Source organism: Ditibartonella apihabitans (assembly GCF_002007485.1).
GTDB classification, from domain to species: Bacteria; Pseudomonadota; Alphaproteobacteria; order Rhizobiales; family Rhizobiaceae; genus Bartonella; species Bartonella apihabitans.
Genome location: NZ_CP015820.1, coordinates 1,775,750 through 1,799,987, shown reverse-complemented (window position 1 = coordinate 1,799,987; position 24,238 = coordinate 1,775,750). Strand labels below are relative to the sequence as shown.

21 protein-coding genes and 2 pseudogenes are annotated in these 24,238 nt (G+C 46.5%); 8 read left to right on the top strand and 15 right to left on the bottom strand.

Annotation, left to right across the window (positions count from 1 at the left end):
- Positions 1-566: 566 nt before the first annotated feature.
- Both pth and BBC0178_RS08110 read right to left on the bottom strand, forming a co-directional pair.
- Complete coding sequence (gene pth / locus BBC0178_RS08115; RefSeq protein ID WP_078039778.1) at positions 567-1,280, bottom strand: aminoacyl-tRNA hydrolase; 714 nt, start codon at positions 1,278-1,280, stop codon at positions 567-569.
- A 60-nt stretch (positions 1,281-1,340) separates the two neighbouring features.
- Entirely contained in the window at positions 1,341-2,000 is a 660-nt protein-coding gene (locus BBC0178_RS08110) for a 50S ribosomal protein L25/general stress protein Ctc (protein ID WP_078039777.1), read from the bottom strand.
- Between the two features lie 304 nt (positions 2,001-2,304).
- On the opposite strand from BBC0178_RS08110, the gene BBC0178_RS08105 reads away from it, so the two are divergent.
- Positions 2,305-3,834, top strand: coding sequence for a helicase HerA domain-containing protein (locus BBC0178_RS08105; RefSeq protein WP_078039776.1), 1,530 nt, complete (start codon positions 2,305-2,307; stop codon positions 3,832-3,834).
- Between the two features lie 188 nt (positions 3,835-4,022).
- Here the strand turns inward: BBC0178_RS08105 and BBC0178_RS08100 are convergent, their stop codons facing one another.
- From BBC0178_RS08100 to lgt, 4 genes are all read right to left on the bottom strand, one after another.
- Positions 4,023-4,955 carry a ribose-phosphate pyrophosphokinase gene (locus tag BBC0178_RS08100; protein WP_077972152.1) on the bottom strand — a complete coding sequence of 311 codons (933 nt, stop codon included), beginning with the start codon at positions 4,953-4,955 and terminating at the stop codon, positions 4,023-4,025.
- 735 nt (positions 4,956-5,690) lie between these two features.
- Positions 5,691-6,473 carry a peptidoglycan editing factor PgeF gene (pgeF, locus tag BBC0178_RS08090; RefSeq protein WP_078040418.1) on the bottom strand — a complete coding sequence of 261 codons (783 nt, stop codon included), beginning with the start codon at positions 6,471-6,473 and terminating at the stop codon, positions 5,691-5,693.
- Between the two features lie 53 nt (positions 6,474-6,526).
- Positions 6,527-7,630: a class I SAM-dependent methyltransferase gene (locus BBC0178_RS08085; protein WP_078039774.1), complete on the bottom strand. Its 1,104-nt coding sequence runs from the start codon at positions 7,628-7,630 to the stop codon at positions 6,527-6,529.
- Positions 7,623-8,513 (bottom strand): prolipoprotein diacylglyceryl transferase, encoded by an 891-nt coding sequence (gene lgt / locus BBC0178_RS08080; RefSeq protein WP_078039773.1) that lies wholly within the window; start codon positions 8,511-8,513, stop codon positions 7,623-7,625. The genes BBC0178_RS08085 and lgt overlap by 8 nt, the downstream gene beginning before the upstream one ends.
- Positions 8,514-8,879: 366 nt before the next feature.
- Between lgt and BBC0178_RS08075 the strand changes: the two genes are divergently transcribed.
- The 4 genes from BBC0178_RS08075 to BBC0178_RS11860 all read left to right on the top strand — a co-directional run bounded on the left by BBC0178_RS08075 (position 8,880) and on the right by BBC0178_RS11860 (position 10,757).
- Positions 8,880-9,179 carry an accessory factor UbiK family protein gene (locus BBC0178_RS08075; protein WP_078039772.1) on the top strand — a complete coding sequence of 100 codons (300 nt, stop codon included), beginning with the start codon at positions 8,880-8,882 and terminating at the stop codon, positions 9,177-9,179.
- Positions 9,180-9,528: 349 nt separating this feature from the next.
- Positions 9,529-10,029, top strand: coding sequence for a type III secretion system chaperone family protein (locus tag BBC0178_RS08070; protein WP_077972145.1), 501 nt, complete (start codon positions 9,529-9,531; stop codon positions 10,027-10,029).
- A 92-nt stretch (positions 10,030-10,121) separates the two neighbouring features.
- Positions 10,122-10,460, top strand: coding sequence for a tRNA-binding protein (locus BBC0178_RS08065; protein ID WP_077972142.1), 339 nt, complete (start codon positions 10,122-10,124; stop codon positions 10,458-10,460).
- A gap of 150 nt (positions 10,461-10,610) precedes the next feature.
- On the top strand, positions 10,611-10,757 hold the full coding sequence (locus tag BBC0178_RS11860) for a hypothetical protein (RefSeq protein ID WP_188317716.1): 147 nt from the start codon (positions 10,611-10,613) through the stop codon (positions 10,755-10,757).
- A 347-nt stretch (positions 10,758-11,104) separates the two neighbouring features.
- Here BBC0178_RS11860 and BBC0178_RS08060 read toward each other — a convergent pair whose 3' ends face one another.
- The 3 genes from BBC0178_RS08060 to BBC0178_RS08050 all read right to left on the bottom strand — a co-directional run bounded on the left by BBC0178_RS08060 (position 11,105) and on the right by BBC0178_RS08050 (position 13,474).
- The gene (locus tag BBC0178_RS08060) at positions 11,105-11,302 is read right to left on the bottom strand and encodes a DUF3008 family protein (RefSeq protein ID WP_077972141.1); all 198 of its coding nucleotides are present in this window, start codon (positions 11,300-11,302) and stop codon (positions 11,105-11,107) included.
- Between the two features lie 117 nt (positions 11,303-11,419).
- Positions 11,420-12,760 carry an ATP-binding protein gene (locus BBC0178_RS08055; RefSeq protein ID WP_078039771.1) on the bottom strand — a complete coding sequence of 447 codons (1,341 nt, stop codon included), beginning with the start codon at positions 12,758-12,760 and terminating at the stop codon, positions 11,420-11,422.
- Positions 12,761-12,769: 9 nt separating this feature from the next.
- Complete coding sequence (locus BBC0178_RS08050; protein ID WP_077972139.1) at positions 12,770-13,474, bottom strand: response regulator; 705 nt, start codon at positions 13,472-13,474, stop codon at positions 12,770-12,772.
- A 493-nt stretch (positions 13,475-13,967) separates the two neighbouring features.
- Here BBC0178_RS08050 and BBC0178_RS08040 point away from each other — a divergent pair, with 493 nt between their 5' ends.
- On the top strand, positions 13,968-14,612 hold the full coding sequence (locus BBC0178_RS08040) for an MBL fold metallo-hydrolase (RefSeq protein ID WP_078039769.1): 645 nt from the start codon (positions 13,968-13,970) through the stop codon (positions 14,610-14,612).
- 179 nt (positions 14,613-14,791) lie between these two features.
- On the opposite strand, the gene BBC0178_RS11855 is transcribed toward BBC0178_RS08040, so the two are convergent.
- The 6 genes and pseudogenes from BBC0178_RS11855 to BBC0178_RS12220 form a co-directional block, all read right to left on the bottom strand.
- The gene (locus BBC0178_RS11855) at positions 14,792-14,935 is read right to left on the bottom strand and encodes a hypothetical protein (RefSeq protein ID WP_188317715.1); all 144 of its coding nucleotides are present in this window, start codon (positions 14,933-14,935) and stop codon (positions 14,792-14,794) included.
- Positions 14,936-15,562: 627 nt separating this feature from the next.
- Positions 15,563-16,033, bottom strand: a complete 471-nt coding sequence (locus tag BBC0178_RS08035) for a BA14K family protein (protein WP_077972137.1) — start codon at positions 16,031-16,033, stop codon at positions 15,563-15,565.
- Between the two features lie 232 nt (positions 16,034-16,265).
- Entirely contained in the window at positions 16,266-16,481 is a 216-nt protein-coding gene (locus BBC0178_RS08030) for a cold-shock protein (RefSeq protein ID WP_077972136.1), read from the bottom strand.
- 1,190 nt (positions 16,482-17,671) lie between these two features.
- A pseudogene (locus BBC0178_RS12330) lies at positions 17,672-17,929 on the bottom strand (hypothetical protein); the annotation flags it as partial.
- 45 nt (positions 17,930-17,974) lie between these two features.
- Positions 17,975-20,323 (bottom strand): annotated as a pseudogene (gene uvrB / locus BBC0178_RS08025) (excinuclease ABC subunit UvrB); the annotation flags it as partial.
- A 764-nt stretch (positions 20,324-21,087) separates the two neighbouring features.
- A complete protein-coding gene (locus tag BBC0178_RS12220; protein WP_078039767.1) occupies positions 21,088-21,957 on the bottom strand; it encodes an SH3 domain-containing protein in 870 nt (289 codons plus the stop codon).
- A 342-nt stretch (positions 21,958-22,299) separates the two neighbouring features.
- Here BBC0178_RS12220 and greA point away from each other — a divergent pair, with 342 nt between their 5' ends.
- Both greA and BBC0178_RS08010 read left to right on the top strand, forming a co-directional pair.
- The gene (gene greA, locus BBC0178_RS08015) at positions 22,300-22,773 is read left to right on the top strand and encodes a transcription elongation factor GreA (RefSeq protein ID WP_075868874.1); all 474 of its coding nucleotides are present in this window, start codon (positions 22,300-22,302) and stop codon (positions 22,771-22,773) included.
- The gene (locus tag BBC0178_RS08010) at positions 22,773-23,837 is read left to right on the top strand and encodes a glycosyltransferase family 4 protein (protein ID WP_188317790.1); all 1,065 of its coding nucleotides are present in this window, start codon (positions 22,773-22,775) and stop codon (positions 23,835-23,837) included. Before greA ends, BBC0178_RS08010 begins: the two co-directional genes overlap by 1 nt.
- The last annotated feature ends 401 nt before the right edge of the window (positions 23,838-24,238 follow it).

The window sequence follows — 24,238 nt, the reverse complement described above, 5'->3', positions numbered from 1 at the left end:
CTTATCAACTTGGTTACAGGCGTTTTGCGGTGATATTGTGAAGGCACTGTTCAAAAATTTGTTTTTTGCGGCTTATTATTTTTGTAACCTATTATTTTCTGCGAATTAAACAAAGGGGATTGTCTATTGCCTTGGTTAGCTCGCTTTTTGCCTCTTTTCTTAAAAATGGCAGAAAAAGTAAATTCCAGCGGGCTTTCATGTCCAATTTCCGGCTTCTGTCATGTCAAAGCGTCAGTCGGTGATTGATGAATCATCGTTACTGCCAACATAACTCGCCCTATCAAAATAGAAATTGGAACGGGTAAAGCCCCGACAAGTCAAGACCCGACAATTTAAGGATTTTGAAAGTCAAAAACCTGGCGCAATACATTATTCTATTTTCCGCCAAGTTAAGAAAAATTCCATTGTCAGCGTTGGTAGGTGAAGATTACCGTGAGGCCGGATATAATCTTTTCGTGTTTGCGGGCTATCCGCTTCGACCGTGTCACGGGGCTCACTTTTTGACTAAAGCCAAGCCGCACATTTTATCGCGTGTATTCGCTTTCAGATGAGTGAAGCGAATTGGTTTAGTCGTTATTTTTGAACAGTTTTTTCAACATGTCGGCCATAGGGCCGGTGGCAGGAAGTTCTTTTGGTTGGGCGGGGCGAGCCTGTCTGATGTGGCTTTGTTTTTTGGGCTTGTCGCCACTGTTTTTGTGTTCGCTCTCGGCGTCTTTCTCATGTGCCAGTGAAATGCGGTTCATGAACAGGCTGTCTTTGCCATTAATAAGCAAACCGAGATTGTCGGCCAATGATTGGAGAAGAGGGTCAAGCCATTCATGATCGGCTTTGGAGAAATTGCCGAGCACATGGTTTGTTACTTGTTCCTTCGATTGCGGATGGCCGATGCCGATACGGATGCGGCGATAATTGTTTCCACAATGGGCGTCAATGGATTTGATGCCGTTATGCCCGCCGCTCGAGCCGCCGGTTTTGACCCGCAATTTTCCGGGGACAAGATCAAGCTCGTCATGAATGACAATGATGTTTTCCGGTTGCAGCTTGTAAAAGCGCATCGCTTCGCCAACAGCCTGACCGGAAAGATTCATATAGGTTTGAGGTTTAAGAAGAAGGACTTTTTCGCCTTCTATCGTTCCGCTGGAAATAAGTGCGTTAAACTTTTTATTCCACGATGAGAACTTGTATTTGCGATTGATCTCATCAACCGCCATGAAACCGATATTGTGGCGGTTATCCTGATATTCAAAACCGGGATTGCCGAGACCGGCAATGAGCAACATGGGATAAACCTCACTTGGAAAGAAAAGGCGCAAAAATTTTTCCCGCCTTTTTTAAAAAAATTATTCAGCTTTTTCTTCAGTTGTCTCAGCAGGTGTTTCTTCTGTTGCTGCTGTGGCTTCATCGGTTGCCGGTGTTTCATCTTCAACAGGCAATGCAACAGGAGCTGCAATGGTTGCAATGGTGAAATCGCGGTCTTTGATGAGCGGCGTAACGCCTTCCGGCAATTTGATGTCGGAAATGTGGACGGAATCACCAACTTCCAAACCGGTAAGATCAACCTTGATAGCTTCCGGAATATGGTGAGCCGGAACAGCAAGTTCGACTTCGTGGCGAACAATGTTCAAAACGCCACCGGTCTTGATACCAGGAGCTTCTTCTTCATTGAGGAAGTGGACAGGAACATTGACGTGAACAACTGATTTCTCCGTAACACGCAAGAAATCGACATGCATCGGGAAGTCACGTACCGGATCAAGCTGGAAATCGGTCGGCAAAACTTCAATCTTCTCGTTGCCAACTTCAATCGAGGCAATAGTTGTGAAGAATGCACCACCGTGAATCTTGTAAAAAATGTCCTTATAGGGGAGGGCAATGGAAAGTGCCGGCTTTTTGTCGCCGTAAATAACTGCTGGAACAAGACCGTTGCGGCGAAGGTGACGAGAGGACCCCTTACCAACCCGTTCGCGTGCTTCGGCCTTGAGTGTGTAAACTTTGCTCATGGCTTAAGTCCTTTTCAAAAAAACTGGAGATCCATGCGGGGAACGTTCAACAGCTCCGGACATGAATATGGAATAAGGGCAAAGACTGTCCCCGTTCCATTCCACGCTGCCTCCAAGGGTGTCGACGTGGATTGGGGTGCTATAATAGAAAGATTGCGAGCTTGCAAGAGTTGTGGGAAAAAATGACGTTTTTTTCATCTTTTGACAAGGAAATGCTAAAAGGAATCATGGAAAAAGAATCAACCATATTTTTGTTTCAATATTCTCGGAGCCTTTTCACGGTTCGGCAATTGATGGCTTGGCAATGACGGTCGACATCAATCTTGGAACTATTTTTGAACGTGGCGCCTTGACCGGCTCGAAAGTGGCGAGCCTTGATCTTGAAGAATTATTGGCAACGCGTTTGCTGGTGCAAGGCAATTCCGGTTCGGGAAAATCGCATTTGTTACGCAGGCTGCTTGAACAAAGCGCCCATTGGGTGCAGCAATGTGTGATTGATCCGGAAGGGGATTTTGTTACGCTTGCCGACAAATTCGGCCATGTGGTTGTCGAAGCACAACGCACCGAAGTCGAATTGACACGTATTGCCGCGCGTGTGCGCCAACATCGCGTTTCTGCTATTTTGAACCTTGAAGGGCTTGATACCGAACAACAAATGCGTGCCGCAGCCGCCTTTCTGGGCGGGCTTTTTGATGCCGAGCGCGATTATTGGTATCCGCTTCTGGTGGTGGTGGACGAAGCACAATTATTTGCTCCCGCTGCCGCAGGCGATGTTTCCGACGAAGCGCGCAAGCTTTCGCTTGGAGCCATGACCAATCTCATGTGTCGGGGTAGAAAACGTGGACTTGCCGGTGTTATTGCCACCCAGCGTCTTGCGAAACTAGCAAAAAATGTCGCAGCCGAAGCTTCGAACTTCTTAATGGGGCGGACATTTCTTGATATTGATATGGCGCGTGCTGCCGACCTTTTAGGCATGGAGCGCCGTCAGGCAGAAATGTTCCGCGATCTTGAACGCGGGCATTTTGTAGCGCTCGGTCCGGCTTTGTCGCGCCGCCCGCTTCACGTGGTCATTGGCCCCGTGGAAACAGCTGCCCGTTCGACAAGCCCCAAACTTCTTCCCTTGCCGCAAGCGCCAGTCGATGCGGAAGACCTGATCTTCACACCATCGCCTGAAGAAATGATTATGCCGATAAGGCGCGCCGCACCTCCGCCACCCCCCAAACCCACCAATGAAATATTGGAAGAGCTGGTGCGCCAGAAGCAGGAAGAACCGCAAGAAGCTCAAAGCCTCTTTCCTGAAATTGACGAACAGGAACGCGAAGCCGAACTTGATGCGGTATTACGCGAAATTGTTGATGATAAAGATGCTTCTTTCCGTTCGGTTGCAGTGCTTTATCAGGATTTTCTGGTGCGCTGCCGCATTCACCGTGTTCCGGGAGAACTGCTTGATCTTGCCCAGTTCAGGCGCAAACTTGCACTAGCACAAGCCGCTATTGACGAGGAAACAGCTTCAAGCGAAACGTGGCAAAAAGCTTTAGCGCTTTCCGAAACTTTGACTGATGATATTCAAGGTGTGTTTTTGAATGTCGCGGAAGCTGCCGTGAGTGGCAAACCATGCCCTTCCGATGCAACGCTTGCCCGCCTTTATGGCACGCATTCTATGAGTCGCGCACGTCACCTTCTAACCTATTTCGAAGAACGCGGGCTTCTGGTGGTAAGAACCGATTTCGGCGGTAAACGCATTGCCGCTTTTCCCGATCTGGGATTGGAAACACTGCCCGGTGACCCCGATGCACCGGACGATTTTCAGAACAAAAGGGATGCAGCCGAATAAAAGCGCATTTGCCCAAAAAGTGACGAAAGATCTACGTTCACATGGAAAGATCGAGTTTCATAAAAAACTTATGACCGACAAAACATCCGGTTCAGCAGCAGCTCCGGTTCGATAAGAGCTTCGATTACATAATAAAAGACCGCAGAAACAAAATCTCTGCGGCCTTCTTTCGTTAACAAATGAAACTTTTAATCAAACAGACTTGAAACCGATTGTTCGGCTGCCGTGCGTGAAATAGCCTCGCCGATAAGGTCGGAAATTGGCAAAACGCGGATATTGGGAGCCTGTTCTACAGCCGGTGTCGGCATGATGGAATTGGTGATAACAAGCTCTTTCAGCTTGGAACCGGCGATGCGGGCAATAGCGCCGCCAGAAAGAACACCATGGGTAATATAGGCGGTTACACTCTTCGCACCTTTTTTCAAAAGGGCTTCGGCAGCGTTGCAAAGTGTTCCACCGGAATCGACAATGTCATCAAGCAAAAGACAATCTTTGCCCGAAACATCGCCAATCACATTCATAACTTCCGATTCACCGGGGCGTTCACGGCGTTTATCGACGATGGCAAGCAGGCAATCAAGCCGTTTTGCAAGTGAGCGGGCGCGAACAACACCGCCGACATCCGGTGAAACCACCATGACATTTTTGAGCGAATAGTTGTTTTTGACATCGCGTGCAATGACCGGAACCGCATAAAGATTATCGGTCGGAATATCGAAAAAGCCTTGAATTTGGCCTGCATGAAGGTCAAGTGTCAAAACGCGGTTTGCGCCGGCTTCAGTCAATAGATTGGCAACAAGTTTGGCCGAAATCGGTGTTCTGGGGCCGGGTTTGCGGTCTTGTCTTGCATAACCGAAATAAGGAATAACAGCAGTAATGCGGCGTGCAGAAGCGCGACGAACCGCATCAATCATAATGAGCAGTTCCATTAAATGGTCATTGGCGGGATAGGATGTCGACTGGATAAGGAAAACATCCTCACCGCGAACATTTTCATGGAGTTCGACAAAAATTTCCTGATCGGCAAAGCGTCTTACCGTTGCTTTACCCATAGGAATGTTGAGATATTTTGTTACGTCTTCGGCAAGGCGTGGGTTGGAATTGCCGCAGAAAAGTTTCATGGCTTGGTCCCTGGCTCTAAAGAAAACAGACTTTCTGGGAGCGGTTTTAACTTTTTGTTATCAGATTGCAAGAGTTCATATTGTCACTCGGTCCATTTTTATTTGAATGTTTTGTTTTTGCACCGGTAAAAAAATAATATTCCGAAAAAAAGCGGAGTTTCAGTGCATAACTGTCAGATTATTGACCAACTGCAAATTCCGCAGGTTTTGCTTCATTCTTTCAAACCGGCTTTTTTATGCGCCGTGTTTTAATGAGCGCTTTTTTTAATGCACTGTGTGTTAATGCACGCCATTGCGTTTGATTGATGAGAAAAGTGTGTTTCTCTTTGCAAAAAACACAAGACTTTACGAAAACCGGTACCGGTTTTTCTTCACTCAATGTGATTCCCGCTTGTTTGTGGTTTTATCGCGGGCGCAGTTTGTCTGTCTTATCAGGTTCAAAAATGAAACTCCGCTTCAAGGTTTAATGTGAAAGGGAACTTTCCTTATCATTTCGCGATCAAGCTTGTTCACGGAATTGGTCACAAGCCGGTTTCAACATTCGTCTGAAATTGAAACCGGCAAAACAACATTAAAGAAACAGCATGAAAGAATGATGTATTTGCCTTGCAATACTCGAAACTTTTTCAAAGCTATCGACAAGGCGACAGGAAAAATTATTGCATATCTGTTGGCACTGACAAAAGCAAAATCAGTTGGAGTTAACAAAAATCCTTGTTAGAACATCGAACATATTCACGAAATGGTAATAACAGAAATCTGCCGTCCATAATCGGGTTCGTTCAAATGTGTCTTGCGACGATAGGAAAAAAAACGTTTTTCATCAGCATAGGTACAAAGCTTCAGGCAATCGCCATGGACACCGGCCTCATCAAGGCGGGCTAACACAAAATCCCAAAGGTTGAAGAAGAAATGTTCGAAGCGTTCTGACGGAACAAAGAATTTTTTGTATGAGGCACAACTATTGACGAAAGTTTCGTAAAATTCTTTGCCAACCTCGTAATGTTCGGGGCCAATTGACGGTCCCAATGTTGCAACAATATCTTCCCGTTTTGCGCCCAGTGTTTCCATCGCTGCAACAGTATTTTCGACAACACCTGCCAAAGCACCTCGCCAACCGGCATGGGCAGCGCCAATAACACGGGATTTCGGGTCGGCAAAAAGAACAGGTCCGCAATCGGCTGTCAAAATACCCAAAGCGAGTCCCTTTTTATTGGTAACCAAAGCATCGGCACGGGGGCGTTCACCTTTTATCGGTTCATTGATGATCAATGCATGGGGAGAGTGGATTTGATAAAGATTAATGAGGTTTTCCGGTTTTATCCCCATATAGGCGGCAACAATAGCGCGATTTTTTTCGACATTTTCTTTGTCGTCATTGGAGCCGCGACCAAGGTTCAAGCTTTCATAAATCCCGTGAGACACGCCGCCTTGACGGGTAAAAAAAGCATGGTTTATGCCTGCTTTTTCCAAAACTTTAAGGGAAGGTGAAAAAACCGGCGATGGCAATTGTGACATGTGAATGACCGTTATATCTGGTTGTCTTATCGTGGCGTTTTCAAAACGGCTTGTCAATTATGGGATGTATTGCCGGCAGTAAACAACCGGTGAAGGCCGGTTTTTTTGTCACTCAGACAAAGCACTTTAAAAAGCGTTCCCATTTCGTTTGGTGCGGCCAATCTTTCCACTACTGAGCGTATTTTTTCCTGAACAGCGGTACCTTTGTTTGCGCCCAATTGACCGGCTCGTTCAATGAGCCCCATGCCGGTTAGAAATGCGCCTTGTGTGATGACACCTGATAAAATCCCTTGGCGTTCAGCAATGACTTCAAGTGAAGAAAAGTCGACATGGCTTGTCAGATCATCTTTTCCGGGATTTGCAAAAATATTGCTGAATGCGTGACGGGAAATTGCCTGCAATGTGTCACCATAGGGAAGGCCGGTGCTGCCGTAATCGATAAAAAGTGCCGAGCCGTGATGGCGGGAGAGATGTTTTAAAACCTGTTCCACAAATTGCAGCCTTGCGGGCGAAAGTTCCAGAACCGAGCCTTCGGGCAAATCCTGATATTTCTTTGGCAAGCCTTTTTGATCAAGCACATTGTTGCCGACAGCAAATCCGAGCTGATCATTGTCATCTGTTCCAATAAGCCGTTCGTGCCATTGACCGTCAATTTTGATGAACTGGTCAATCGGCAAAGCATCAAGAAATTCGTTTGCAACGAGAATAAGCGGGGCGGCGGGGAGTTTATCGACATCCTTGAGCCAATAGATTTTATCGCGATAAGCAGAAAGTGCCTGTTTCTGTTGTTGAATAAGCTTGTCCGAGGTTTCGACCATCACAACATTTGCCGCTTGAAAACATTCGGCCGAGAGCTTTTTGATTGTGCGTAACAAATCCTGCATCAATGTGCCGCGTCCCGGTCCCAACTCGCAAAGGCTGAAAGAAGAGGGTTTATTCAACATGTTGAAAGTTTCAATCACCCAGATGCCGATAAGCTCGCCAAACATCTGGCTTATTTCCGGTGCGGTAATGAAATCACCTTCTTTGCCGAAGGGAGTAGCATGTTTGTAATAGCCGTTTTGTTCGTCGCTCAAGGCCAATGTCATGAAGGTGCTCACCCGCATTGGTCCCTGAAGCGCGATCAATTCGCAAATTTTGGTTTTAAGATCACCCATTGCTTTTTATCGAATGAAGTCCGGTTTTGTTTTCCGGAGAGTGTTTGAAAGCCCGCCAAATAGCGTAAAGGCCGAAGAGCACCATGGGAAGCGACAAGGCCATACCATAGGTGAAACCGGTACCGGAAAAAACATGACTGAACCATTCGGGATCTTCACCGGGGACACGGAATATTTCCGAAATCATGCGGGCAATGCCATAACCGAAAATGAAGGTGCCTGAAACAATTCCGGGTTTCCGCAAGGCTTTGAATGCAAAAACCAGAATGGCAAGCACGATGAACAATATGAGGCCTTCCATTAGCGCTTCGTAAAGCTGGCTCGGGTGGCGGGGAAGATAATCGGGATCGCGCGGAAAACAGACTGCCCATTGAACATTTGTCACATTGCCCCATAATTCCTGATTGATAAAATTACAAATGCGCACCACACCGAGACCAACAGGCACGCCGGCAGCAATGGTGTCAAACATGGTCCAGATACCGATCTTGTGTTTTAGGGCAAACCAGATCATCGCAATAATGGTTCCGATAAGCCCGCCATGAAAGGCCATGCCACCGTCCCAGACGGCGATGATTTCGGCCGGATGGCTGAAATAATAGTGCGGGTCCCAAAATAAAACTTGCCCGAGCCGCCCGCCGACAACAACACCGATAGCCGCCCAGACTACAAAATCACCCAATAATTGCGGGATCATCGGAGGAGTGTCGTTATACCAGAGTGATTTTTTCCGGAGAAGAAATCCGCCATACCACCAGGCGAACAAAATACCGATGACATAGCCGAGCCCGTACCAATGCAGTGCAACCGGTCCGATTTGAACAATGATCGGGTTCAAAAAATCGGGAAAAGCAATGGCAGGGCAAGGGGGAAGATCATTCATGGCAAACTACTATATCCTGAAATTTTAGAAGGGAAGATGACCGAGGAACCTGTTCCGGTCAAGTCTCAATTCCGATTATGAAAGTGTATCAGCTTTGCTGAAAATTTTAAACTATCGGACTTTTTTCCGGCCTTGGGGCGCGCCTTCAGGTTAGAAAGCTGTTGAAGTTTCTGTGCTGTTCGCAAAAAATGAGGAAGCTTATAGAGCGTTTTCACGTTGTAAAAAGAGCTTGATCTAATCGCATTTTTTTCTCTTGAGGTGGTGCTACCAGAAAACGGCTATCCTCATTTTAAAAAAATGTTCTATATGTTAGCTTGAGTTAATTTTCTAATGGGCTTCGAAACAGTTTTGAAAAGGATAGGCTAAATGAGTAATGGACCCAATCGCGTTCTTGATGATCTTGCAAAAATGATGACCGATGCAGCTGGTGCTGCACAAGGTGTACGCCAGGAAGCCGAAACAGCTTTTCGTGCCCAGTTGGAACGTGTCCTTAATAAATTCGATTTTGTTCATCGTGACGAGTTCGAGGTTGTCAAAGAAATGGCAGCCAAAGCACGTCAAGAAGTCGAAGAATTGAAAAAACGTCTTGATAACGAAGAAAATAAAACCGCTTCGAAGGCAAAAACAGCTTCGTCTTCACCAAAAGAGAACGAAAAGAAAAAATAATCCCCAGTTTTTCTTGGCTGTGAATAAGTCAGAAAAATGCTTAATCCAGAGTCTCTTAGGACAGGTCGGAACTTTATTCCCGACCTGTTTTTTTATTCTTGAACAGCTTTTTGAATCAGGGGGACTAGCACTCTCAATTTAGATCAATACACTGAAAACTAAAGATGATTCGCGAACAGATCGAAATCGGGGGTTATGATTAGTTCGCGATTTATGTACGCAAATGGGTCAGTGTTTTATGCGTTTGTAGAATTTAAAGGATCGTGCGGGCAACTGGAACACAGTGGTAACACTGTGATGGCGGCTTTTGCTGTTTTTTATGCGAAACGCATTGGAATTGAGGAATGAAATGAGGCTTGCCGTAGGCAACTTGGAACGTGATCTTCATCCTGTTGATTTGGTTGAACAGGTGGCCAATGGACATGATTGGTCGTTCGAGAGAACAGCCGAGGATGAAATTACAATCAGTGTCGAAGGACATTGGACAAATTATCATATTGCTTTTTCGTGGATAGAAAATCAGGAAGCACTGCATCTTGCATGTGCATTCGATATTGCCGTGTCAAAACAAAGACAGAAAGAACTGCGCAAATTGGTTCTGGCAATCAATGAAAAATTGCTCATGGGGCATTTCGATTTCTGGGAAGATTCTTCTTCGGTTATCTTCCGGCAGGCATTGTTGCTTTCGGGCGGTTTACATCCATCCAACGCACAAGTGGAAAACCTGCTTGTCAATGCGCTGGATGTCTGTGAAACACATTTCAGCGCGTTCCAGATGGTGGCCTGGTCTTCGCTTTCGGCTGAAAATGCGCTGCAATTTGCGCTTTTTGAAACCAAGGGAAATGCCTGATCGGATAGGTTTTTTGACTGTTGGTCAAAAAGTGCCAGCGATAAAAAAGACCGGCGATAAAAAGGGGCCGACAATAAAAAGGGGTATTTGCGGTGGCAGAAATTAATTTTGATGATTTTTTAAAAGTCGATATCCGTGTCGGAAAGATTATCGAGGCAAAAGCTTTTCCGGAAGCGCGCAAACCTGCCTATAAGCTCAAAATCGATTTCGGCAAAGAGATTGGTGTCAAACTTTCGTCAGCACAGATAACCGTGCATTATAAACTCGACGAGCTCGTCGGTCGCGAAGTTCTCTGTGTTGTCAATTTTCCGCCGCGCCAGATCGGCCCGTTCATGTCGGAAGTACTCACTCTTGGTCTGCCGGATGAAAACGGTGATGTCGTGCTTCTTGAGCCGTCAAAAGAAGTTCCCGTCGGCGGTCGTATATTCTAAAGAATATCGAAGCTCCGGCTGTCGCGGGAGAAATGACTGAACTTTGACGACGGTATTGCTCGACCGGCTGCAAGGAGCTAAAATCGATAACAAGCTTGTTCGTGTAAGGTGAATAAGCCCAGCTTTTTCATGATTGTTATCGGGCAATGAGTGGAAATATGGCTCAAACCCATTCATTGCTTTACCGCAAAAAGAGCAATCGGCGCTTTACCGGTAAAAGACGAGTTGCTCGATCTTTTCTATATCAACGCGCGAAAAATACTGGCTTTGGCAATCAGCAATAATCGTTATGCGTGAGGCAAGGCGGCTTTTGTTTTCCCCAAAAATGTTGTTCCTCTGGAAACACTGACAAACGGTGTCGCAAACCGCTTTTTGCAACGCGCCGATAAGGGATTCGTTATCGGCACGTCATTCTGAATGATAGGGGGAGGCGGCTCGTTTGACCATCAAAGATAATAAATAAGCCTGCGGAAAAACGTAGACTTGCAAGACCGGCATGAACAGCACGTTGTTCCCGTTGCGCCGATCATAACATGGGCACAAGCGGATACGATTAGAGCAGGGCAGTTAGCCTTTTGAGCTACACACGATGAAAAACAGGACGGGTGGTCCATATCAGGGGCGTAATGCCGGAATACCGCTTTTTATTTTTTTGATTTTTTGCCGATATTGTCGGGTAAATCCTTGCGCTTGGTTGAGGCAAAATCCTCAAGTTGTTCTTCTGTCATGGATTGTTCCATTTTTTTGGAAGCGCCTTGTAGCGAGCTTACCGGTCTTTTACCGCGTTTGGCTGCAAGGGCTGCTCCGGCTGCTTCCTGCTGGACTTTGGAACGTGCTGGCATGATGATTTCCTTTCTGAAAAGAAGACATGTGCAGGGTAAAAACAGCATCCGAAAGACGATCAGCCTTTCTTCGATACTGTTTCGAAACGAAATGCCTATTCCTTTTCATATCGGGCGCTAGAGCGGAATTTCAACAATGACGCGCAAGCCACCTGTCGGGCTATCATCAAGCATAATATTGCCGCCATGGCTGCGGGCAATATCCTGAGCAATCGAAAGGCCAAGGCCGGTGCCGCTCGCATCCTGATTGCGCGCCTCGTCAAGCCGGAAGAAAGGTTTGAATACTTCCTCGCGCATATTGGCGGGGATACCCGGCCCATCATCATCAATAATGATGACAAGGTCATTGTCGTCATGAACAATGGCGACATCGACATTTTTGGCATAGCGGAAACTGTTTGAAACCAGATTGCTGACAAGCCTTGAAAAGGCTTTCGGTTTCAATTGTACGAGAGGAGACCCCTCTATGTGATAAACAAAACCGCGCTCGCGTAATGCCGCATCTTTTTGAAGGGTCTTCATCAATTCGCTCAAATCGAGCTCGCCGACATTTTCGGTTCCCTCGCCACGGGCAAAGGCAAGATAGCCTTCCAACATATTCTGCATGTCGGCAATATCCTGTTCGAGAGGTGCGGTATCGAAACTTCCTTTTGCCAAAGCCAGTTGTAATTTGAAGCGGGTGAGAATCGTGCGCAAATCATGGCTTACGCCTGAAAGCATCATGGTGCGTTGTTCGATCTGCCGCTCGATTCTTTTGCGCATGCGCAAAAATGCAGTTCCGGCGCGGCGCACTTCTTCGGCACCTCTCGGCTCGAAGCCTTCCGGCAAAGGCAGGCCGCGCCCGAAACTGTCGGCTGCTGTGGCGAGCTGCTGGATCGGTTTGATCTGGTTTCTCAAAAAGAAAATAGCAATGATCAACAAAACAAGTGCCGTGCCGATCATCCAGCTCAGGAAAATACCGGTATTCGATGCATAAGCTTGCGAGCGCATGGCAAAGACACGCAACACATGGTTATCAAGCCGGATGCGGATTTCGACAAGGTCGGAATCTCCGACTGTGTCAATCCAGAACGGACGGTTGATCTGGCGGGTAATTTCTTCACTCAAGAAATAATCAAGAATGGCAAAGAAAGGCTTAGGCCCCGGAGGAGGCAAGGGGTCCGGTGGAAGAATGGAAATATTGAGCCCCATACGCTGCTGGGCAATACGGGTAATATTGTTGTAATTATCGTCTTGCGGATAGGTTTCGATAATGTCGATAATGGCCGAAATATCACGAACAACTGCGGTTGACAGACGCTCTGTCACCATTTGCCAATGGCGTTCCATAAACACATAGGCAATAACCGATTGTAACAGAACCATCGGGGCAATGATGATAATGAGCGAGCGCGCATAGAGGCGCTTTGGCATTTTTTTTGCCAGCCAACGGCCAAAACTGTTGATAGGCCCGGCCATCCGATTATCCTATTCGATTGAAAGCTTGTAGCCGATGCCACGGACTGTCTGCAAATAAACCGGATTGGCCGGATCATTTTCGATCTTCCGGCGTAACCGGTTGATCTGGACATCAATTGTTCGTTCACCCACTTCGCCTTCACCTGTTGCAAGTTTATGGCGCGGAATGGTTGTACCTGCATGTTCGGCAAAGATAACCATTATATCCTGTTCGCGATCTGTGAGCTTGATGACTTCACCGGATTTTTTCAATTCTTTCTTGGCAATCGAAAATGTATAGGGGCCAAACACCAATTGTTCGATCTTGGGCTGACCATTGGAACTGCCACGGCGCAAAATGGCGTTGACACGCAATAAAAGCTCGCGTGGATCAAATGGTTTTGGCAGATAATCGTCGGCTCCCGCTTCAAGCCCGTCAATGCGGCTATCGGTTTCTGACAAAGCTGTCAGCATCAATATCGGAACCGTTTTTGTTTCACGCAGCGAACGTGTGAGCGAAATGCCGTTTTCGCCCGGCATCATAACGTCGACAATCAAGAGATCAAAATCAAGTCCGGCCAATTTGCGGCGCGCTTCATCGGCACTGGCGGCGACAGACACACGGAAGCCGTTCTGGACAAGATATTGTGACAAAAGACTGCGTATGCGCGTGTCATCGTCTATAACAAGTAGATGGGGAGCATCATCAGATAATTTTGTATTCTGTTCTGTCATTTTCTCATGTCCGGATTGAAGCAAGTTTATCGGAAGAATCCACCTCTGTCGAGAGAACCGGTTTCTTGTTGCGCCTCATTTTAGGCAATACCATGACAAGCTTGCCAATCTTACCGGATAATATTTGAAAAATAATAGTTTGCTGTAAAACAGTTCGGTAATTTCGTATAATGATATGTGAGTACAAATTTTCTGTTCAAAAGCGATTTTTTATAAATATCGGCGATGTTTTTTTAAAAAACCAGTTCATTGTTTTTAAAAAGCTGAATCAACAAACATTCTATACCAAAGGTTATTTATTTAGAAAACTAGATCAAATAAGCGGTTGTTTTCAGCATGAACGCGAAACAAGAATAGACTTTAATAAAATTTGAAGCCGCAAGCCTTTGTGAAGCCCGAGATGTTTTGCTTGTTGATTTGGCTCTCTTGATATTGATAAATCGACAGTCGATATATTCTCTAAAATTTTTTAACAAAAAGCGAAGGAAAACCAATGGGAAACTTGAAAGCAACAATTATACCGGTAACGGTTTTCCAGCAAAATTGCACACTTCTTTATGATGATGAAACCAAAGAAGGCGTGCTTGTCGATCCTGGTGGTGATTGGCCGCTTATTGCCGAAGCTATCAAAAAGACCGGTGTGAAAGTTGGCGCGATCTGGATCACCCATGGCCATGTTGATCATGCGGGGGGAGCAATGGAAGCAAAGGAAAACTTGAATGTTCCTATCATCGGCTCCAATATTGCTGACAAACCGCTTATGGAAAATCTGGTTGAAAAAGCCCGTTCTTACCGGATGACAGGCATTCGAAATTGCACTCCCGACCGTTGGCTTGAAGAAGGCGAAATTCTCGATTGTGGCGGCCATAAATTCGAAGTCTTTCACACGCCCGGTCATGCACCCGGTCACGTTATCTATTTCAATGCGGAAGTAAAATTGGCGCTTGTTGGCGATGTGCTTTTCCACAATTCGATCGGAAGGACAGATTTTCCTTTCTGTTCATATCCGGATCTTATCCGTTCGCTAAAAGAAAAGGTTTTGCCATTGGGCGATGACGTAACTTTCATCAGCGGACACGGAGATATGAGCACAATCGGAGAAGAAAAGCGCCATAATCCGTTTTTGCAAGATATTTGAGCGAGAAAAAGTGAGAAGGGTGGCGGTGGTGGCCAAAAGTCTTGAAACAGCTTCTGCCAATCATTGCTTTTGCCCTTTTAATTCCATGTGCATGAAAGACTATCGCGCCACATCAAATCGGTAACCGGCACATTCGAAAGCCTCAGTTCTATTCCTCTTAAGAAGCAGAGGAAACCGGTTCATTGATAATCCGGATTGGCAAAAGAAACAGTTTTGTCGGTACCAATAAAAGGTTGGTCAATTTGGTAGACCAAATGGCCTTTCCTTTTCCACGTCCAATTGACGATAATTTCTTTTGAGATATTTTCGATCGCAGCTTTCACCGGCCAAAGCTTCCTATCTTGCTTAATGGCTCTTTCAGAATACTAATATTGTTAATCCTTAGAGTTTCAAGACCGAGAGTGTCTCCGGATTTTTAAAATCGTCAAAATAAACTGTACAACGCCGGATATAATTTACCGGATATAATTTAAATGACGAATGCCTTCAAATCGGTTGACATTGCAAAAACGCTTGAAGCCATAACGCGCACCCTCGTGCGCGCGCGCCCCGTGAATTACGGTTACGCGGATTGAATAAGCGGAATTTCGAGGCTGAGTAACGACGCCAACTGGCATTTCACGGCTGATAGACCGGCTTATAGGCAGCCCATGCCGACGGACAATGAAGAGGAGCGGGCGGATAGTAAAGACGAGCTGGCGAATAAAAGCTTGAGGCCAGCCGGATAATGGGCCGGCAGCGGGAAGACTGAGGGAAGCGGATAATTTTCTATGTAGATCATCTTCTACGCTTCAAATGGCACAACCTCAGAAACGATTGCGTCATCCTGATCAATTGTTCTTTGCTGGGTGCAAAGAGAAGCAAGGTGGCGCTCTTTCTCGAAATATATTGACCTTAAAAAAATACCCGACACACGGCCGGGTATTTTTCAAATGATGAATGCCTTCAAATCAGTTGGCATTGCAAAAATGGTTGAGGCCATCAATGCCACGATAGGTACCGGTACGCGGATTGAATGACCGGTATTTCGAGGCACAATAACTACGCCAACCGGGAGTCCATGGCTGATAAACCGGCTTATAGGCAGTCGGTGCCGGCGGATAGTAAGGACGAGCTGGCTGATAATATCTCGGGGCAGCCGGATAATAGGCCGGTGGCGGCGGAGCCTGATAGATGACCTGAGGCTGGGCGGGTTGTGACAAGGCGCTGCCAATTAGCGCACCGGCTGCAAGGCCGACGACACCGGCAGCGACAGCATCTCCATGGCCGTGATGATGATGGTGATGATCCCAATAACGCGGGCCATCCCAATATCCCGGACCATGCCAATAATGATCGTGAGCCGATGCACCGGCAAGCGGGGCCACAACCATCACTGCCGAAACGGCAGAAAGCATTGCCAATTTTGCAAAATTCTTCATGGTTGAACTCCTTTGAATTCGCTTCATGAAAACAATTCTATAGCTGATTTTCTGAACACAGCCTGAACGAAGCTTATGACTTTCTTATGGTAAATAAAATATTCATTCTTTTTTTCCATCACAATTTATATTTTTTTGTTACAAGTCATGAGCAAAAAAAACCGGGTTATAAAACCCGGCTTCAAAAAACCAACCGGCTTAAAACCGGCCGATAAAACTTGACCAATAAAACTTAGCCGATGATAGTGATATTCACGGCCTTAGGGCCCTTGCCACGACGGTCAGGTTCGGTATCAAAAGATACTTTCTGAGCATCGGTAAGCCCTGTCAGGCCTGAAGCCTGAACAGCAGAGATGTGCACAAAAATGTCTGCGCCACCATCATCCGGCTTGATAAAACCGAAACCTTTGTCGTTGTTAAAAAACTTTACTTCCCCGGTCTGTGCCATAGAATGTTTCCTCATTCAGTTACCTGTAACAACAGGTCTAATAATAAACACCGCTCCACGCACCATGCGCAAACGGCACCATGCAGGCAGTTCTTGAAGTCTGGAAAGCACTCTATTTACCGGTTACAACACAGCATCAGCCAATAAATTCCATTTTTCAATGGTTCACGGCACCGGTTAAAACCGGATGTCGCATTGTTACCAGCCCAAAACTTATAGCGGTCTTGGCACGCCTGTTAATAGTCTTCCAATGTTCGTAAAATGCCCGAACCTATATAGATTGGATTAAATTCTTGAATTTTGCAAGTGTTTTTATAAATTTATTCTTTTAAATGTTGAAAATTGAAAGTGTAACTGTTGTATAAACCGATTGAAAGTTTTTTGTGGAACATGTTCAATAACATGTCCGACAAGAGCAGAATTCTGCCACGGAAAAACCTTTTCACGCCCTCTTTTTCTTGAGGGAGCGCCGGAAAATTGCTGTTTTTTTGAAGTTATAAAGGGTTGTTATTTTTTATGAAAAAAATGTCATATCTTACTTTTTGTTCGGACAAAAATTGCTTTAACGGAAGATTGACAGCAATATATGGAAAATGATGACATTTTATATAGATAAGAAAAACACAACAAAAACAATGATATATAAAAAGATTATGCGCTTTCCGGTCTTCGTGGACAATTTTTTTTGAATATCATCTTGTCGGAATAAGTATTCGTCTTGAATTTTATAAAAAGGACTTTTTTATTCCAAAAAACCTCTCTTTCTTTCTATAAAACACGTTTTACCGGTTTATTTTGAATTTTGTTATGAAAATAGCTCGCTATTCATTTTATCCGGCGCGACCCGTATCGCAATAAAGTGAACTGCATCGCAATAATGCAGGCCACATCGGAAGGTAGAGGAAGCATTTGAATGATGGGGCTAGATTGCAATAATGCCGATTGGCAGCCGAATAAATATTGCTAAAAATGTGGGAGAATCTCCCCCCGTGGCAGCGGGACCGATAAAATCGCATGTGGTTGAGATAGCATCCCCGTTTCATAGTAGACTGAAACGGGGGTACGGACTTCACAAGATGGCACTCTCACAGCGTATCACATGATGCACTTATGCCACCGTATCATATGATGTCTTTATCACATATTGCCCGTACCACAATGATGCCCCGATCACATGCTGTAGATATACTTTAATGACCGGGTCTTCCGGTTTTTCCGGGACGGCGGCGTTTGCGTGCGACTTCTACAGGGTCTTCAAATGAGCCCAGCCCGATACGCTCGCGTTTGATCGGTTTTGCACTTTCGCCTAATGGGACTTCAGTGCGTTTCACCGTCATTTCATCAAGCGTATTTTTTCTGAATTTTCCGCTTTTCGGGTTCGTTTGGAGAATGCCTACGTCCATATTCGGTCCCATATGGTCAAGGTCGGGTTTAGCAAAGAGCCCCTTTTTATTGGCCTTGTCGCGTGATAGCTCGCCGCTTTCAATGGTCTTTTCGACATTTCGTGTGAGCGGATCATCGGAAATGGCAAGCTCCGTCTGCTGCAAGCGCTTGATCTCGTCGCGCAATTTTGCCGCTTCCTCGAAATCGAGATCGGCGGCCGCGTCGCGCATCAATTTTTCCAGATGTTCGATATGGGCAGCAAGGTTGTTCCCAACCATATTGCCAGCCTCGGCGAATTCGGAAATATCGGCGCGAACATGGTCGCGCTCGTAAACCGAATCGAGAATATCGGCGATATTCTTCTTCACGCTTGATGGTGTGATGTGGTGCTCGATATTATAAGCCTGCTGTTTTTCGCGACGGCGTTCGGTTTCTGCCAGTGCTCTTTCCATAGAGCCGGTTTTGTTATCGGCATAAAGGATAACACGGCCATCGACATTTCTTGCAGCACGACCGATTGTCTGGATAAGCGACGTTTCCGAACGCAAAAATCCTTCCTTGTCGGCGTCAAGAATGGCAACAAAACCGCATTCGGGAATATCAAGCCCTTCGCGCAGAAGGTTGATGCCCACAAGCACATCGAATGCGCCCAAACGCAAATCGCGGATAATCTCGATTCTTTCCAATGTATCAATATCCGAATGCATATAGCGAACACGGATACCCTGTTCGTGGAGATATTCGGTCAAATCTTCCGCCATACGTTTGGTGAGAACTGTTACCAGACTGCGGTAACCCTTTTCGGTGGTTTTGCGGATTTCACCAAGCACATCGTCAACCTGATTGCGGGCAGGGCGCACTTCAACCGGCGGGTCTATCAACCCTGTCGGGCGAATGACCTGTTCTGCAAAAACACCGCCGGCCTGTTCCATTTCCCAAGCTCCCGGCGTTGCCGATACCGCAATGGTTTGCGGGCGCATGGCGTCCCATTCCTCGAAACGCAAAGGACGGTTATCCATGCAGGAAGGAAGCCTGAAACCATATTCTGCCAATGTTGCTTTACGACGGAAGTCGCCACGATACATACCGCCGATTTGCGGAATGGTGACATGGCTTTCATCGGTAAAGATAATGGCATTATCAGGAATATATTCAAACATGGTCGGCGGCGGTTCACCCGGTTGGCGACCTGTCAAATAACGCGAATAATTTTCAATGCCGGCACAGCTTCCGGTTGCTTCCAACATTTCAAGATCGAATGTGGTACGCTGCTCCAGCCTTTGGGCTTCGAGAAGCCGCCCCGCCTTGTTCAATTCCGCCAAACGGTCACGAAGCTCTATTTTTATGGATTTGATGGCCTGATTAAGTGTCGGACGCGGCGTGACATAGTGTGAATTGGCGTAAATTTTAACCGATTTCAAATCACCGGTTTTTTGCCCCGTCAGCGGGTCGAATTCGGTAATTGCGTCAATCTCGTCACCGAACAGGGAAATCCTCCATGCACGATCTTCCAGGTGGGCAGGGAATATTTCGATTGTGTCGCCTCTTACGCGAAACGAGCCGCGCACGAAATTGATGTCCTGCCGGCGATATTGTTGTGCAACAAGATCGGCAAGAAGCTGGCGCTGGTCGAGATGGTCGCCTACCTGCATCTGGAATGTCATTGCCGTATAGGTTTCGACCGAACCGATACCGTAAATGCAGGAAACAGAAGCGACGATAATAACATCATCACGCTCAAGAACCGCACGGGTTGCCGCATGGCGCATCCGGTCTATCTGTTCATTGATCGACGATTCTTTTTCTATATAGGTGTCGGAGCGCGGCACATAGGCTTCCGGCTGATAATAATCATAATAGGAAACGAAATATTCGACCGCATTATGCGGAAAGAAATTCTTGAACTCGCCATAAAGCTGTGCAGCCAGAGTTTTGTTCGGTGCAAGAATAAGGGCAGGGCGTTGTGTCTCCTCGATGACTTTCGCCATTGTATAAGTTTTACCCGAACCGGTCACACCGAGGAGAACCTGTGTGCGGTCGCCATTTTTGATGCCTTCTACAAGGTCTTTGATTGCAGTTGGTTGGTCACCGGAGGGAAGAAATGGCGTTTCCATTTTGAACGGAATTCCGCCTTCCGACTTTTCCGGACGGACAGGACGATGTGGTGTCCACAATTTGCCATTTTTAAACAGCGGATTGCCCGAAGAAATGAGCTTGGACAATGCCTCTACGGTCGCAGTTGCACCACCGGTGGAAATTTTTGACGCGTCTTCAAGCCCGACATCAAGTCCCGCCACGGGATTAAGACCGGCGGCAGCACGCTGTTTGGCTGTTGCCTTGCCACCAATCGAAGTGCCGCGCGCTGTCCGCGCTCCCTTTGTCGAGGCTTTTTTGACTTTTACCGGTTTTTTGACAGGCTTTACGGCTGATTTTTCAATATCTGCAGCCCAATCGGCAATCGACCCGGCTTCGGCAGATTTGCCGGTTGTTTGCCGAGTTTTTCTGGCCGGTTTTTTTACTTCCTTGGACTGTTGATTTTTGGCTGATGACGTCATGATAAGTCAATATGGTAATTCAACAAAAAAATAAAAGAGATGAGGCGAAGTTTGTCGGCAGTTTATACACTATCGTTTGTTGTCAATTTGTACAATATTATCGTCTTTAGTCGGGATTAACGTTTTTGGTCGGGCTTTTCGTGTGGTTCATGGGCTCGTTGCCGGATTATTGCCTGAAAATGATCTTGGAAATTGCTTTTCGAGAATTTTTGACAGGAGTTCACTTTTGTCCGGAACTGAGCCAAGGCTCGGGCGAGGGGTGACTATCCAATAATTTGAGAAAAGTAATCACTACCGATATTCATAAAGGCAAGAATTTCCCGCTCGATTAAAGCGTTAAAACTGACGGAATGCTATGCAAATGCCACTGATCAGACATGAAAACCGATATGTCGGTTATGATAAAAATTTTGAGTTCAGTTCATGGAATGATGTTTCGGTTCAAACGGGATTGTACATTGGGTTTTCTTTCAAACTTCTTTTTCATGCACTGATTGAAATTTGAAAAAATTGTCGGTGCGAAAAGTGAAAAGCGGGCAGTCCCGAACGCAAAAAAATGCGACCGATATTTCTGAAAATAGCGGAAACTATTGTTAAAACATATAAAAACCGGCCGCGTATCGGCTACGCGACCGGAAGGATATTTCTTGGAAAACACGCTCGTGCGGTCACTTATCCGGACCGGTATAAGGAGGCGGCAGTCCCCCATTCCCATGAGACGGAGGTTCAGCCGGTCTTTCAGGCGCAGGAGGAGGTGACGGAGGAGCGCTTGGCTCCGGTCTATATGGTGGTGGCAGTCCCCCATTCCCATGAGACGGAGGTTCAGCCGGTCTTTCAGGCGCAGGAGGAGGTGACGGAGGAGCACTTGACTCCGGTCTATATGGAGGTGGCAGTCCCTCATTACCATGAGATGGTCGTTCGGCCGGTCTTTCATGAGAAGGGGGCGTGTCCGGTCCCGGCCTGTATGGGGGCGGCAATCCCTCACTGGCATGTGACGGTGGCCTATCCGGTCTTCCATGGGAAGGAGGAGGATAGCCCGGACCGGGCCTCAATGGCGGCGGCAGCCCCGGTCTTCCATGCGGAGGAGGCGGAGGCGGAGGATAGCCCGGTCCCGGCCTCAATGGCGGCGGAGGTGGCCGATGGCCATCATGCCAATGACGACGACGATGATAACGACGATAATACCAGTCATCATCATAATAATAACCGTCACCGATAATCACATTATATGTCGGAGAAGAATATGACGGATAAGAGGGGCGATTATAGCTGTCATAAACAGCTCTACCATCGCGAAAAGCAAGATAGGTAGCCGAAGCCCAACCGATACGCGGACCATAATTGATTTGGCACCAATTGCCGGAACATCCTCGTACACCGACTATCGAACCGGCGGGGATGGTGCCACGAATGGCAAAGGCTACGCTCGGACCATCTCTGAAATTCAACGGGGCAGTTACCAGAGCGTCCAATGCCAATGCTGACTGTGTCGTCAATAAAAACGTACCAAACAGCAAGGAACCGAGTGTTTTCTTCATTTTGCCCTCAAGTTTAGGGGGATATTTGTCTTGGAGTTATCTTCACCGACTATTGATTGACAAATTAAGCTAAATTGCAGCAGAGCGGAAGTGTTACAAATTAATCCACAATCAAGTTTTGTTAAGAAAATTATATTTCCGATACTTTCGTTAGTCGCTTTTAATTTAGGTAGGAAAAGCAGATTTTTACAGGTGGCAGCAAAACAAATTTTTGGATGAAAAATCTTTTTCCTATGCTATATAATAGAAAGCTAAAAGTTTAGAGACGGGTTCCGGGAGGAGTTCCGGAAGCCGTTTCTTTTTGTTTTCGACGCAAAAACGCGGGAAGGAAAGGATACGATTATGGAAAAATATCCGATGACGACCGGAAGCTATGAAAAGTTGAAAAAAGAGCTTCACTGGCGTCAACACGAAGAACGCCCCCGTATCATTGAAGCAATCGCCGAAGCGAGGGGCCATGGCGATCTTTCGGAAAACGCCGAATATCATGCTGCCAAAGAAGCCCAAAGTCATAATGAAGGTCGTATTGCCGAACTTGAAGACTATGTTACCTGTGCCGAAGTGATCGACGTTTCCAAACTCACCGGAGACAAAGTCAAATTCGGTGCTACCGTCAAGTTGATTGACGAAGACACCGAAGAGGAAAAAACCTATCAGATTGTTGGTGAACAGGAAGCCGAAGTAAAATTGGGCAAAATCTCTATATCTTCGCCGATTGCCCGTGCTTTGATCGGCAAGGAAAAGGGCGATTCTATCGAAGTGAATGCACCGGGTGGTTCGCGCTCTTACGAGATTTTATCCATCGAGTTTATCTGATCGGTTGTTCTATGCGTGTGTCGATTGATGAAACGGACGTTATTGCGCCCAATTTCAAAAAACGTTTGTCGGGTGTGACATCGACAATTGTGCAACTCATTCCGTTGCAACGTAAAAAAGGCATACGCATATCCACCATCGGACCGGGATTACCGGATAATTTGCCCTCGCTCGGCTATCCAAGCTTGTTGAAACTCTGGAAACGGCCTGATGGAAAACCGTTTCGTATCTGGCATGCGCGGCGCAATGTCGAAATGGTGGCGGGTATTCTTCTGCGTGACCTCTTGCACATGAAGTTGAAGCTTATTTTTACCTCTGCTGCCCAACGCCATCATAAGCCTTTTACCAATTGGCTTATCAGAAGAATGGACAGGGTTATTGCAACAAGTGCCCGTTCCGGCTCGTTTCTTGAGGTGCCGTATCGGGTTATCATGCATGGCATAGACCTTGACCGGTTTACCCCGCCTGCAACATTTGAAGATACATTCCAATCGACAAAACTTCCAGGCAAATATGCGGTCGGTTGTTTCGGGCGGGTTCGCCACCAGAAGGGAACCGATCTTTTTGTCGATGCGATGATCGAATTGTTGCCACATTATCCTGACTGGACAGCCATTATTACCGGCCGCACCACTGCCGAACACAAAGATTTTGAAAAAGAACTGGAGCGCAAAATTGCTGCTGCCGGTCTTCAAAAGCGCATTCTCATTCTGGGCGAGGTTGATGATATACGCGTCTGGTACCGGCGCGTAACGCTTTACGTTGCCCCATCGAGAAACGAAGGTTTCGGGCTGACACCGCTTGAAGCTATGGCTTCCAAAACCGCTGTTGTGGCAAGTGATGCGGGTGCTTACAAGGAACTTGTCACAGAAGGCACAGGAACAGTCGTTCCGGCTGGTGATGGCAAAGCTTTGACAGAAGCGATAAAGCCTTATCTTGCAGACCCTGAAAAGACCATTGCCATGGGCGAAAAAGCCTTGGAGCATGTGCAGAAAGACTTTCCACTCGATAAAGAAGCAAGCTCGATTGACGAAGTTTATCAGGAACTTTTTACAAAAAAATAATGCAATAGTTCTCTAGTTCGCGCGGACTATGGCGATTTTCCTATGCTGTAGAACGGCAGGGAACTTTATTCCATGAGTTTTGGGATACCCGAAAGAACAGTTAAGTGAAATAGCCTGATCAGATTGTTTGTCACCGCAATTCACTTATAAAATTTTAAGATTGAAGCTAGCAAATCCGATTGCCAGACGGAAACGGTTTTTAATTGGAAGATATGACATTTTAAAAGCAAACAGATCAGGCGCAATGACCACGTCATTCCTGTTGAAGAGCATTGGTACAGGAAACGCACCACGTTTGACGCGTTAGATTGATAAATATTCGGTATTTGATGAATATATTACGGGCACACGGATGATCGTATTTGTTCCGATATTTTTCAGCATAAACCTGAAAACGATTG

Excerpts from the sequence above, each read along its gene's own strand:
- BBC0178_RS08100 (WP_077972152.1), bottom strand. The coding sequence starts at position 4,955 with ATGAAACTTTTCTGCGGCAATTCCAACCCACGCCTTGCCGAAGACGTA.
- BBC0178_RS08070 (WP_077972145.1), top strand. The coding sequence starts at position 9,529 with ATGAGGCTTGCCGTAGGCAACTTGGAACGTGATCTTCATCCTGTTGAT.
- BBC0178_RS08035 (WP_077972137.1), bottom strand. The coding sequence starts at position 16,033 with ATGAAGAATTTTGCAAAATTGGCAATGCTTTCTGCCGTTTCGGCAGTG.
- BBC0178_RS08050 (WP_077972139.1), bottom strand. The coding sequence starts at position 13,474 with ATGACAGAACAGAATACAAAATTATCTGATGATGCTCCCCATCTACTT.
- BBC0178_RS08075 (WP_078039772.1), top strand. The coding sequence starts at position 8,880 with ATGAGTAATGGACCCAATCGCGTTCTTGATGATCTTGCAAAAATGATG.
- BBC0178_RS08105 (WP_078039776.1), top strand. The coding sequence starts at position 2,305 with ATGACGGTCGACATCAATCTTGGAACTATTTTTGAACGTGGCGCCTTG.
- lgt (WP_078039773.1), bottom strand. The coding sequence starts at position 8,513 with ATGAATGATCTTCCCCCTTGCCCTGCCATTGCTTTTCCCGATTTTTTG.
- greA (WP_075868874.1), top strand. The coding sequence starts at position 22,300 with ATGGAAAAATATCCGATGACGACCGGAAGCTATGAAAAGTTGAAAAAA.
- BBC0178_RS08085 (WP_078039774.1), bottom strand. The coding sequence starts at position 7,630 with ATGGGTGATCTTAAAACCAAAATTTGCGAATTGATCGCGCTTCAGGGA.
- BBC0178_RS08040 (WP_078039769.1), top strand. The coding sequence starts at position 13,968 with ATGGGAAACTTGAAAGCAACAATTATACCGGTAACGGTTTTCCAGCAA.
- BBC0178_RS08030 (WP_077972136.1), bottom strand. The coding sequence starts at position 16,481 with ATGGCACAGACCGGGGAAGTAAAGTTTTTTAACAACGACAAAGGTTTC.
- BBC0178_RS12220 (WP_078039767.1), bottom strand. The coding sequence starts at position 21,957 with ATGAAGAAAACACTCGGTTCCTTGCTGTTTGGTACGTTTTTATTGACG.
- BBC0178_RS08055 (WP_078039771.1), bottom strand. The coding sequence starts at position 12,760 with ATGGCCGGGCCTATCAACAGTTTTGGCCGTTGGCTGGCAAAAAAAATG.
- BBC0178_RS08110 (WP_078039777.1), bottom strand. The coding sequence starts at position 2,000 with ATGAGCAAAGTTTACACACTCAAGGCCGAAGCACGCGAACGGGTTGGT.
- BBC0178_RS08060 (WP_077972141.1), bottom strand. The coding sequence starts at position 11,302 with ATGCCAGCACGTTCCAAAGTCCAGCAGGAAGCAGCCGGAGCAGCCCTT.
- pgeF (WP_078040418.1), bottom strand. The coding sequence starts at position 6,473 with ATGTCACAATTGCCATCGCCGGTTTTTTCACCTTCCCTTAAAGTTTTG.
- pth (WP_078039778.1), bottom strand. The coding sequence starts at position 1,280 with ATGTTGCTCATTGCCGGTCTCGGCAATCCCGGTTTTGAATATCAGGAT.